This is a genomic window from Erwinia aeris, assembly GCF_041224955.1.
Lineage (GTDB): Bacteria > Pseudomonadota > Gammaproteobacteria > Enterobacterales > Enterobacteriaceae > Erwinia > Erwinia aeris.
Map to the genome: position 1 here is coordinate 41,355 of NZ_JBGFFX010000021.1, position 11,286 is coordinate 52,640.

Genomic DNA, 11,286 nt, shown 5'->3' on the forward strand with positions numbered 1-11,286 from the left:
TGTTATGGCACAAAAACCGCTTGAAGGCGCCCAGCTGGTTCTGATGACCATCGCGCTGTCGCTGGCGACGTTTATGCAGGTGCTGGATTCCACTATCGCCAACGTCGCTATTCCGACTATCGCCGGTAATCTGGGCGCCTCTAACTCGCAGGGCACCTGGGTGGTGACCTCGTTCGGCGTCGCCAACGCGATTTCTATTCCCATTACCGGCTGGCTGGCGAAGCGCGTGGGTGAAGTAAAGCTCTTTGTCTGGGCGACCGCCGCTTTCGCCGTCGCCTCCTGGCTATGCGGCATGTCCAATAGCCTGGGCATGTTGATTTTCTTCCGCGTCCTGCAGGGCGTGGTGGCCGGGCCATTGATCCCGCTGTCGCAGAGCCTGCTGCTCAGCAACTATCCGCCCGCGAAGCGCAGCATCGCCCTGTCGCTCTGGGCGATGACGGTGATTGTCGCGCCTATTTGCGGGCCGATCCTGGGCGGCTGGATCAGCGATAACTATCACTGGGGCTGGATCTTCTTTATCAACGTGCCTATCGGCGTGGTGGTAGTGATCCTGACGCTGCAAACGTTGCGTAATCGGGAAACGGCTACCGCTATCCGGCCTATTGATACGGTCGGGCTGGTGCTGCTGATCGTCGGGATTGGCTCGCTGCAAATGATGCTCGACCGTGGCAAGGAACTGGACTGGTTCAGCTCGCCGGAGATTATCACGCTAACCATTGTCGCGGTGATAGCGCTGGCGGTGCTGCTGGTCTGGGAGCTGACGGACGACCATCCGATCATCGATCTGTCGCTGTTTAAGTCGCGGAATTTCACCATCGGCTGCCTCTGTATCAGCCTGGCCTATATGCTCTATTTCGGGTCGATAGTGCTGTTGCCGCAGCTGCTGCAGGAGGTCTACGGCTACACGGCCACCTGGGCCGGGCTGGCTTCCGCGCCGGTCGGCATCCTGCCGGTGATCCTGTCGCCTATTATCGGCCGGTTCGCCCATCGGCTGGATATGCGCAAGCTGGTCACCTTCAGCTTCATTATGTATGCGGTTTGCTTTTACTGGCGAGCCTATACGTTTGAACCCGGCATGGATTTCGGCGCATCGGCCTGGCCGCAGTTTATTCAGGGCTTTGCCGTGGCCTGCTTCTTTATGCCGCTGACCACCATCACGCTGTCCGGGCTGCCGCCGGAGCGGCTGGCGGCCGCGTCCAGCCTGTCGAACTTTACGCGCACGCTGGCCGGGTCGATCGGCACCTCGATCACTACCACAATGTGGACCGACCGCGAGGCGATGCACCACAGCCAGCTTACGGAGTCAGTGAACGCTTACAACTTCAATTCGCAGGAGATGTACGGCAAGCTGAATCAGCTGGGGATGTCGCACGATCAGGCTTCGGGCTGGATTGCGCAGCAGATCACTAATCAGGGGCTGATTATCTCCGCCAACGAGATTTTCTGGGCTTCCGCTGGCGTCTTTCTGTTTCTGCTGGTGCTGGTCTGGTTTGCGCGGCCGCCGTTTGGCTCCGGCAGCGGCGGCGGCGGCGCGCACTGAGTCGATATAAAAAAAACGGGCCGCAATGGCCCGTTTTTAATGGCTTAACCGTCAGCTTTCATGAACCTTAACGGCCCGCTTCGCCTCAGGCGTTCTGACGCCACCATTCCGCCAGCAGAATGCCGGTCGCTACGGAAACGTTAAGGCTTTCCACGTTGCCGGTGCCGCCGATAGAAACGCTCAGGTCGCCCTGCTCCAGCGTGGTGTCGGACAGGCCGTCGCTCTCCTGACCCAATACCAGCACCATCTTAGCGGGCAGCGCAGCCTGCGCCAGCGGCTCGCCCTGATGGCTGGACGTGGTTACGATGGCGTAACCGGCACGGCGAAACGCATCCAGACCTTCAGCAAAGCTTTCACCGCTGATAGCCTGCACGTGTTCCGCGCCGCCTTCCGCCGTGCGTACCGCCGCGCCGGATTCCAGTAGCGAAGCATCCTGCACCAGCAGCCCTTTCACACCGAAGTGCGCGCAGCTGCGCATGATACCGCCCAGGTTATGCGGGTTGCCGATATCTTCCAGCGCCAGCACGCAATCTTTCTCTGGTGCCTTAGCCAGCCACTCGCGAACCTGAATGCCGGGACGCTTTTTGATCAGGAAGCAGACGCCGCCGTGATGTTCGGTGCCGGACGCCTTCGCCAGCTCCGCATCGTCTACCACATGGTAGGCTTTACGGTTGGCGGCCATCCATTTCAGCGCATCGCGAAAACGCGGCGTCACGCTCTGGACGAACCAGGCGCGCACGATGCAGTCGGGACGGCTCTGGAACAGCGCCTGACAGGCGTTTTCGCCATAGACGCGCGTTTCTTCATTACGCTGACGACGGATCTGCTCCGGATCGATACCGCTTTTGCCGCCGATGCCGCCGTAATCGGGCTTGTCATCTACCGCTGACGGCGCGCGTGAAACCGTACGCCATGGCGAACCGCCTGCTACGTCGCGATCGCGCCCGCCACGCGGCTTTTCTGAATTACGTGAAGAACGGCGGTCGCCGTCCGGACGAGGCGCGCCTTTACCGGTACGGGGATTTCCCGTCCGGCTGCTGCTCTCATCATCGCCGCGGACATACATCACTTTGACTTTACCGCTTTTACCTTTAAATTCGTCGTTCATTTTCCCTCCACCTGGCTGAGCGCGAAGCGCGCAGATTACCTGATGTGGCACTGCTTAGCTATTAACTTCCCGCTAAAGGCTCGTTTCCGTGCCGTGCTGACCTTTAAGACAGCATAAATCGCGTGAGTCACGACCTATTGTACCCATCGAACAAATCTCTTTGTTGCTGACGCAAAGCCGAACCATAATTACCGCTACTTAATCATAACAAAGTAAGCGATCGCTTACCGAGGTGTATCATGAATACGGTTTGTGCTTCATGCCAGGCGACCAACCGCGTGCCGCCGGAACGTATTGAAGACGGCGCAAAGTGCGGCCGCTGCGGCGACGAGCTTTTCAATGGCGAGGTCATTAACGCCACTACCGCCACGCTGGATAAATATTTACAGGACGATCTGCCGGTTGTCGTGGATTTCTGGGCGCCGTGGTGCGGCCCCTGCGTTAACTTTGCGCCGGTATATAAAGACGTTGCGCAAGAGCGCGGCGGCCAGGTTCGCTTCCTGAAGGTGAATACCGAAGCGGAGCCGGAGATCAGCGCACGTTTTCGCATCCGCAGCATCCCGACCATTATGATCTTTAAGCAGGGTCAGATGGTGGATATGCTCAGCGGCGCGATGCCTAAAGCCCCTTTCAACGAGTGGCTGGACGAAAACCTCTGAGTCCCTGGTGGTCAGGTTCGCCTGGCCACTACTGTTTTTACCGCTTTTCTGCCAGAATGGCGTTTTCCCCAGATAAATTCCTATGATCGAAAACGCCGTTCTTCGCCTGCGCGCCGAGCGCCTTGCGCGGGCTACCCGTCCTTTTCTTGCTCGCGGCAATCGTATCCCCCGCTGTCAGCGCTGCCTGCTGCCAAAAAAGAACTGCCTGTGCGAGACTCTACAGCCGGTAGCGGCGCGCAGTCGTTTTTGCCTGGTGATGTTTGACAGCGAACCGATGAAGCCCAGCAACACGGGCCGCCTGATTGCCGATATCCTGCCCGATACGCAGGCTTTCGGCTGGTCGCGCACCGAGCCCGATCCCCGGCTGCTGGCCGCGGTAAAAAATCCTGACGTGCAGCCGCTGGTGGTGTTCCCGCAATCCTACGCCGATGCGGATCGCCCGGTGATAAACCGTCCTCCCGTCAACGGTAAACCCCCGCTGTTTATTATGCTCGACGGCACCTGGACCGAAGCGCGCAAGATGTTCCGCAAAAGCCCGTGGCTGGATGCGTTGCCGGTAATGTCGCTGACGCTCAGCCGCCCGTCCAACTATCAACTGCGCGAGTCGCACGGCGACGGCCAGCACTGTACGGCCGAAGTCGCGGCGGAGCTGCTGCTTCAGGCGGGCGATACCGCAGCGGGTACGGCGCTGTTCCGGCACTTCGATCTGTTTCGCCAGCGCTATCTGGCGGGTAAACCGCACCATCCGTCTCATCAGCAAAGCGCGGCCGTGACATCCGACGATTAAAAAAGGGCGGCCTTTATACTGGCCGCCCTTTTCTGCTCTCTGGGTTTAAAATAAAAAAATATTATTTTCGGCTATCGCTTACATATTATATCGATATTCTAATTGGGCAGAAACCGCTCAAAAAAAATAACCAGCAGCCGGATACAAAGCCACTACTTGTTAATTTAGCCAGGATAACCCTTGCGCAGCCTTATGGTGATTTAGCTCAGCAAAGGCCAGGCTGATGCGCTCCAGAAGGTACCGATATAAGGGGAAAAACCGCGTGCCCGTAAGGGAAAATGAGCCGCCTGCTTCTGTTACAGGCCAAGGGTACTTGTTTATTTGAAAAGTAAAAGCCCTGCCATCACCAACAAAATCAGACGACTCATTTAATTCATATTCATCAGTGAAAACACTTCCCCTTAAAGGCGGATAACATTCGCTGACGACATATTATTACGCGTCTGGCACTGCTTACTCAATCTTAATAATTACCCGTTGGAAAGTAATAATTGAGAAAGAGAAAAAAGTAACTATCGGGCAGCGCTGGTCCGTCAAAATAAAAACGTTCAGCCTTTAAGAATTTAACCTTTTTAACATCAACGCGGTTATTACAGAATTTCTCTACGGCACAGGTAAAAAATCAACGGCGTGCTGCATCTCTGCTGTCTGGCAGCCTGTAAACCAGATAAATTTGTGAGCTGATGCCGAGGATTGCGGCCTGGCTACGGCACCAGACGTCGGTTGGCGTTAAACTCACTTTTTCTGCACAGGAGACGGCTATGAGTCAACGAGGGCTGGAAGCGCTGTTACGCCCCAAATCCATCGCGGTTATTGGTGCCTCGCCGCGCCCGGAACGCGCGGGCTATCTGATGATGCGCAATCTGCTGGCGGGAGGGTTTAGCGGTTCCGTTCTGCCGGTCACGCCGAAGTATCAGGCCGTATGCGGCGTGATGGCCTGGCCCGATGTCGCCAGCCTGCCCTTTGCCCCCGACCTGGCGGTAATCTGCACGCACAGTCGCCATAATATCGTCCTGCTCCAGGCGCTGGGCGAGCGCGGCTGCAAAGCCTGCATCATTCTCTCTTCGCCGGGCAGCCAGCATGACGAGCTGCGTGAGTGCGCCAGCCGTTTGCAGATCCGCCTGCTCGGGCCAAACAGCCTGGGACTGCTTGCGCCCTGGCAAGGGCTGAACGCCAGCTTTTCCCCGGTGCCTATTTATCAGGGCAGGCTGGCGTTTATTTCGCAGTCCGCCGCCGTCTCTAATACCATTCTCGACTGGGCGCAGCAGCGGCAGCTGGGCTTCTCCTGGTTTATCGCGCTCGGCGACAGTCTGGATATCGACGTGGACGACCTGCTGGATTTTCTGGCGCGCGACGGCAAAACCAGCGCTATTCTGCTCTGTCTGGAGCAGTTAAGCGACGCACGGCGCTTTGTCTCGGCAGCCCGCAGCGCCGCCCGAAACAAGCCGGTGCTGGTGATTAAAAGCGGGCGCTCGCAGCAGGCGCGTCAGCTGCTGGGCGCGCCCGGCGGCATGGACGGCGCCTGGGATGCGGCGATACAGCGTGCAGGCCTGCTGCGGGTACAGGATATGCACGAGCTCTTTTCCGCGGTGGAAACCCTCAGCTATATGCGGCCGCTGCGCGGTGAGCGACTGATGATTATCAGTAACGGCGCCGCGCCTGCCGCGCTGGCGCTGGATGCGCTGGATGCGCGCGGCGGCAAACTGGCAACACTGGGCGAGGCGTTAACGGCGGCGCTGCAAAGCTGTCTGCCGGACGGCTGCCAGGCCGGCAATCCTTTGGATCTGAAAGATGACGCTACGCCAGAACGCTATCAGCAGGTGGTGTCGCTGCTGCTCGGCAGCCACGATATCGATGCGCTGCTGGTGATTTACGCGCCCAGCGCCGTTGCGCCCGCTACCCTCACCGCGCAACGATTAATAGAGGTGACGGCAAAGCATCCGCGAGCGAAACAGATCGCCCTGCTGACCAACTGGTGCGGCGAGTTCTCTGCGCCTGAAGCGCGCCGCCACTTCAGCGAGGCCGGTATTCCCACCTATCGTACGCCGGAAGGCGCGGTCACCGCGTTTATGCATATGGTGGAATACCGCCGTAATCAGAAGCAGCTGCGCGAAACGCCCGCGCTTCCGGCCGATCTGGCGACCAATACGGCAGAAGCCCACCAGCTCATTCACCTGGCGCTAAAAGAGGGCGTGACCACGCTGGATACCCACGAAGTCCAGGGCATTTTGCAGGCCTATGGCTTAACGACGTTGCCAACCTGGATCGCCAGCGACAGCGTGGAGGCGGTACAGATAGCCAGTCAGGCAGGCTATCCGGTAGCGCTTAAGCTGCGCTCGCCCGATATCCCACATAAATCGGAAGTCCAGGGCGTGATGCTCTATCTGCGCTCGGCTGGCGAGGTGCAGCAGGCGGCGGAAGCCATTATCGACCGGGTCAAACTCGCCTGGCCGCAGGCGCGTATCGACGGGCTGCTGGTGCAGAGCATGGCCAACCGCGCCGGCGCTCAGGAGCTGCGTATCGTGATGGAGCAGGATCCCGTATTCGGGCCGGTGATTATGCTGGGCGAAGGCGGCATTGAGTGGCAGGCAGAGCGGCAGGCCGCCGTAGCCTTGCCGCCGCTGAATATGGCGCTCGCCCGCTATCTGATTATTCAGGCCATTAAAAATGGTAAAATACGCGGACGCAGCGCGCTTTCGCCGCTGGATATTTCGGGCCTTAGCCGGGTTTTGGTGCAGGTGTCCAACCTGATCGTGGACTGTCCGGAGATCAGGCGGCTTGATATCCATCCTTTGCTGGCGGCAGGCGAAACCTTCTCGTTACTGGATGTCACTATGCAGCTGGCGCCTTTCGACGGCGATCCCGAAGCGCGCCTGGCTATCCGTCCGTATCCGCACCAGCTGGAAGAACAGGCACAGCTGAAAAACGGTGAACCGCTGCTGTTCCGGCCCATCCTGCCGGAAGATGAGCCACTGCTACAGCAGTTTATTGCTCAGGTGACGAAAGAAGATCTTTATTATCGCTACTTTAGCGAGATCAATGAGTTCACCCATGATGATTTGGCTAACATGACCCAGATCGACTACGATCGGGAGATGGCGATCGTTGCGGTGCGTCAGCATGAGATCGTCGGCGTAACCCGCGCGGTCTCTGACGCCGACAACGTGGACGCCGAGTTTTCGGTGCTGGTGCGTTCCGATTTGAAGGGGCTGGGCTTGGGGCGTCAGCTGCTGGAAAAGATGATCGACTATACCCGTCAACATGGTCTGCTGAAGCTCAACGGCATTACTATGCCGAATAATCGCGGCATGATAGCGCTGGCGCGCAAGCTGGGTTTTACCGTGGATATCCAGCTTGAGGACGGTATTGTCGCGCTCTCCCTGACGCTACAGGAAAACGGTTAATGTCTGGAAACGTAAAACTGCCCACATCCCGCCTGACTGATGGTAACATTAGCGGTTATGGCGATGATTTTAAGGCAAAAGGCTATTCCATGAACAGAGAAGAAACGCACTGTGATGCTGTCTAAATTCAAACGTAACAAGCACCAACAGCACCTTGCGCAACTGCCAAAACTGTCTCAGTCGGTTGCCGATTTTACCACGCTGTATACGCCTGCCGACTTCCGCCAAACGCTGCTGGAAAAAATAGCATCGGCGACAACACGTATCTGCCTTGTGGCGCTCTATCTGGAAAACGATGACGGCGGACGAGCTATTCTTTCCGCGCTATACGAGGCAAAGCGCCTCCGGCCCGGGCTGGATGTCCGCATTCTGGTTGACTGGCATCGCGCGCAGCGAGGCCGTATCGGCGCTTCTCGCGGCGCAACCAACGCGGACTGGTATTGCGAGATGGCCGAACAAAATGCCGATATCGCTATTCCTGTATACGGCGTGCCGGTAAATACCCGTGAAGCGCTGGGCGTTCTGCACCTGAAAGGCTCGGTCATTGACGATACGCTGCTTTATACGGGCGCGAGTCTGAACGACGTCTATCTGCATCAGCACGAGCGTTATCGTTACGATCGCTACCAGCTGATTACCAATCCCACGCTGGCCGATACGCTGTTGAACTGGATTGACACCAATCTTATTCAGGCCGAAGCCGTTCACCGGCTCGATCAGCGCGAGCGCCCGAAAAGCCCTGAGATAAAAAACGAAACGCGGCAGTTTCGTCAGGAACTGCGTGGCTTCGATTATGATTTCGAAGGCGACGCCAACAACGAGCAGCTGGCGGTCACGCCGCTGGTCGGGCTGGGTAAACGCAGCCTGTTGAATAAAACCATTTATCATCTGATGCCCTGTGCCGAGCAGAAGCTGACGCTTTGTACGCCCTATTTCAACCTGCCCGCGATCCTGGTCCGTAATATTATCTGGCTGCTGCGCCGGGGCAAAGACGTTGAAATCATCGTCGGCGACAAGACCGCAAATGATTTCTATATCCCGCAGGATCAGCCTTTTAAAATTATCGGCGCGTTGCCTTATCTGTATGAGATTAACCTGCGCCGCTTCCTCAGCCGCCTGCAATATTATGTCACCAGCGGTCAGCTGACCGTGCGGCTGTGGAAAGATGGCGAGAACAGCTACCATCTGAAAGGCATGTGGGTGGACGAAGAGTGGATGCTGATCACCGGCAACAACCTCAATCCGCGCGCCTGGCGGCTTGACCTGGAAAACGCCGTATTGATCCATGACCCGCTCCAGGAACTGGCCGCACAGCGCGAAAAAGAGCTGGCGCTGATCCGCGAACATACCACGGTTGTGCAGCACTATCGGGATTTGGAAAGCATTGCGGACTATCCGGTCAAGGTCAGAAAGCTGATCCGCCGCCTGCGACGTATCCGCATCGACAGGCTAATCAGCCGTATTCTGTAAGCCAGCTATACTAAGCCCTGTCAGTCATACAGGGCTTTTTTTATGCGCTTGCTTCCTCTTATTCTGCTTTGCTGTTCCGGCTGTAGCCATATGGCACAAGACAGCTGGACAGGTAAAGATAAAGCGGAACACTTCTTTTCTTCCGCGTTTCTTTCTGCGGCGGGCACCGCTTACGGCGAACGTCAGAACTGGCATGAAAGCCACAGCGGCGGTTTCGGCCTGCTGTTCTCCATCAGCCTGGGCACGGGCAAGGAGTTTTATGACAGTCGCGAAGCGGGTTCAGGCTGGAGCTTGAAAGATTTCAGCTGGGATATAGCCGGCGCTGCCACCGGCTATGCTCTCTGGAATACGGCTCGTTAAAGCTTCATCCCCTTCCCTTTCTTATGCAGCAGCAGCGATACCAGGAAGGCAACCGCGCCCATAGCGGAAACATACCAGAAAAAACTATTCTCGCTTCCCGCCGCCTTAAGCGACAGAGCCACATATTCCGCCGATCCGCCAAATAAAGCGTTAGCCACCGCATAGGAAAGCCCCACGCCCAACGCACGCACCTCTGGCGGGAACATCTCCGCCTTCAGGATACCGCTGATTGAGGTATAAAAACTGGTAATCAACAGGGCAAGCATGACCAGCGCAAAGGCGACCCAACTGCTTTGGACGTTTTGCAATATCGTCAGGATCGGCACGGTGCAGATCGCCGCCATGCCACCAAAGATCAGCATAGATCCTTTCCGGCCGATCTTATCGGAAAGCGCGCCGATCAACGGCTGGATCAGCATAAAGATAAAAAGTGCCGCCGTCATTAATGCGCTGGCGCTGCGCGTATCCATCCCTGAGGTATTCACCAGATACTTCTGCATATAGGTGGTAAAAGTATAAAAACTTAACGAACCGCCAGCGGTAAATCCTAATACCATTATAAATGCACGGCGGTGCTTCCAGAGCCCTTTTAACGATCCGGCATCCTGATGCGTGCGGCTTTTTTTGTCGGAGGTTTCATTTAAAGAACGGCGTAAATAGAGCGCGACAACGGCAAGTAGCGCGCCCAGCGCGAAAGGAATGCGCCAGCCCCATGCGCGTAAATCTTCATCGGATAAAAGCTGTTGCAGAACGACCACGGTCAGCAAAGCCAGCAGCTGACCGCCGATCAGTGTGACGTATTGGAATGACGCATAGAAGCCCTTTTTACCTTCAATCGCGACTTCACTCATATAGGTCGCGCTGGTGCCATATTCTCCTCCTACTGATAATCCCTGAAACAAACGAGCCAGCAGCAGAAGCGCGGGCGCCCAAACGCCGATCGCAGCGTAGCCTGGCAGGCAAGCGATAACCAGCGAGCCAAAACACATCATGCAAACAGAGATCAGCATGGAAGTTTTGCGCCCGTGTTTGTCGCCAATATAGCCGAACAGCCACCCGCCGACCGGTCGCATTAAAAAACCGGCGGCGAATACGCCTGCTGTTTGCAGCAGCTGCGTGGTGGCATTACCCGAAGGAAAAAAGATATGGGCGAAATAGAGGGAGCAGAAGGAATAGACATAAAAATCAAACCATTCAACAAGATTACCTGAAGAAGCGCCTACGATGGCCCAAATCCGTTGACGGGTAGTGATGACAGAAGTGCTGGCGGCGTCTGTCTTAGACGATGCGGCATCGAACATAATTCCTCCTCGCATTTTTCCTTGCTAATAATTAGCGTCAAAAGTGAAACAGCAACCAGCAGTAAACCGCACCCGCGTAATGTTAAGAATCTGTTTTTTCAGAGACGAATAGATTTGTGACGCAGATCCGTTTTAGCGCTGCTTTGCCGTGAGGAGAGCGTTCTTCTGACGACAAAAAGGAACTGGATGAGGGTATAAATGCTCGATGAAGGCATAACCGCAGAGGCGAGTCAGAAGATCGATAACAACTTTTATTTTGAGCAGTTAAATGATGCGAGAGTTCCGCCTGAAGAGAATAAAGCGCGGTTTTTATACGTGCCGGGCCGTAAAGGGAAATTCCGGGCCCCTGCGCGCTTTATCCGCAGCGGAGCCGCGTTTTCCCGGCGCACAAACGCAAAAAACCCCGACCGTGAGGTCGGGGTTATCGCAATTTGATGCCTGGCAGTCCCCTACTCTCGCATGGGGAGACCCCACACTACCATCGGCGCTACGGCGTTTCACTTCTGAGTTCGGCATGGGGTCAGGTGGGACCACCGCGCTAAAGCCGCCAGGCAAATTCGTTGTGCTGTCCTGTGTCTTTTGTGCTGATACTGCGTTGCCTGCGCTGGTAAACTCAGTCACATACTGAAGTATGCTCCTTCCTTCATCCGCAGCGGA

Annotated in this window: 10 protein-coding genes and 1 rRNA gene; 8 read left to right on the top strand and 3 right to left on the bottom strand. The window is 56.6% G+C overall.

What is annotated here, in order from left to right; translation table 11 throughout:
- Positions 1-4: 4 nt before the first annotated feature.
- Entirely contained in the window at positions 5-1,540 is a 1,536-nt protein-coding gene (gene emrB, locus AB6T85_RS23150; RefSeq protein WP_253459050.1) for a multidrug efflux MFS transporter permease subunit EmrB, read from the top strand.
- 85 nt (positions 1,541-1,625) lie between these two features.
- On the opposite strand, the gene AB6T85_RS23155 is transcribed toward emrB, so the two are convergent.
- Complete coding sequence (locus tag AB6T85_RS23155; RefSeq protein WP_369896968.1) at positions 1,626-2,648, bottom strand: tRNA/rRNA methyltransferase; 1,023 nt, start codon at positions 2,646-2,648, stop codon at positions 1,626-1,628.
- A gap of 239 nt (positions 2,649-2,887) precedes the next feature.
- On the opposite strand from AB6T85_RS23155, the gene trxC reads away from it, so the two are divergent.
- From trxC to AB6T85_RS23185, 6 genes are all read left to right on the top strand, one after another.
- A complete protein-coding gene (trxC, locus tag AB6T85_RS23160) occupies positions 2,888-3,307 on the top strand; it encodes a thioredoxin TrxC (RefSeq protein WP_125289380.1) in 420 nt (139 codons plus the stop codon).
- Positions 3,308-3,389: 82 nt separating this feature from the next.
- Positions 3,390-4,094 carry a tRNA-uridine aminocarboxypropyltransferase gene (locus AB6T85_RS23165; protein ID WP_301252695.1) on the top strand — a complete coding sequence of 235 codons (705 nt, stop codon included), beginning with the start codon at positions 3,390-3,392 and terminating at the stop codon, positions 4,092-4,094.
- A gap of 761 nt (positions 4,095-4,855) precedes the next feature.
- Positions 4,856-7,498, top strand: a complete 2,643-nt coding sequence (locus AB6T85_RS23170; protein ID WP_369896973.1) for a bifunctional acetate--CoA ligase family protein/GNAT family N-acetyltransferase — start codon at positions 4,856-4,858, stop codon at positions 7,496-7,498.
- Positions 7,498-7,623, top strand: coding sequence for a hypothetical protein (locus AB6T85_RS23175; protein ID WP_301252697.1), 126 nt, complete (start codon positions 7,498-7,500; stop codon positions 7,621-7,623). Before AB6T85_RS23170 ends, AB6T85_RS23175 begins: the two co-directional genes overlap by 1 nt.
- The gene (pssA, locus tag AB6T85_RS23180; protein WP_253461240.1) at positions 7,613-8,968 is read left to right on the top strand and encodes a CDP-diacylglycerol--serine O-phosphatidyltransferase; all 1,356 of its coding nucleotides are present in this window, start codon (positions 7,613-7,615) and stop codon (positions 8,966-8,968) included. Before AB6T85_RS23175 ends, pssA begins: the two co-directional genes overlap by 11 nt.
- Positions 8,969-9,010: 42 nt before the next feature.
- Entirely contained in the window at positions 9,011-9,328 is a 318-nt protein-coding gene (locus AB6T85_RS23185; protein WP_253459039.1) for a YfiM family lipoprotein, read from the top strand.
- On the opposite strand, the gene AB6T85_RS23190 is transcribed toward AB6T85_RS23185, so the two are convergent.
- Positions 9,325-10,629 carry an MFS family transporter gene (locus AB6T85_RS23190; RefSeq protein ID WP_253459036.1) on the bottom strand — a complete coding sequence of 435 codons (1,305 nt, stop codon included), beginning with the start codon at positions 10,627-10,629 and terminating at the stop codon, positions 9,325-9,327. The genes AB6T85_RS23185 and AB6T85_RS23190 overlap by 4 nt on opposite strands.
- Positions 10,630-10,827: 198 nt before the next feature.
- Between AB6T85_RS23190 and AB6T85_RS23195 the strand changes: the two genes are divergently transcribed.
- Positions 10,828-11,064 (top strand): hypothetical protein, encoded by a 237-nt coding sequence (locus AB6T85_RS23195; protein WP_369896977.1) that lies wholly within the window; start codon positions 10,828-10,830, stop codon positions 11,062-11,064.
- A 1-nt stretch (position 11,065) separates the two neighbouring features.
- On the opposite strand, the gene rrf is transcribed toward AB6T85_RS23195, so the two are convergent.
- Positions 11,066-11,181: ribosomal RNA gene (rrf, locus tag AB6T85_RS23200) — 5S ribosomal RNA — on the bottom strand.
- Between the last annotated feature and the right edge of the window lie 105 nt (positions 11,182-11,286).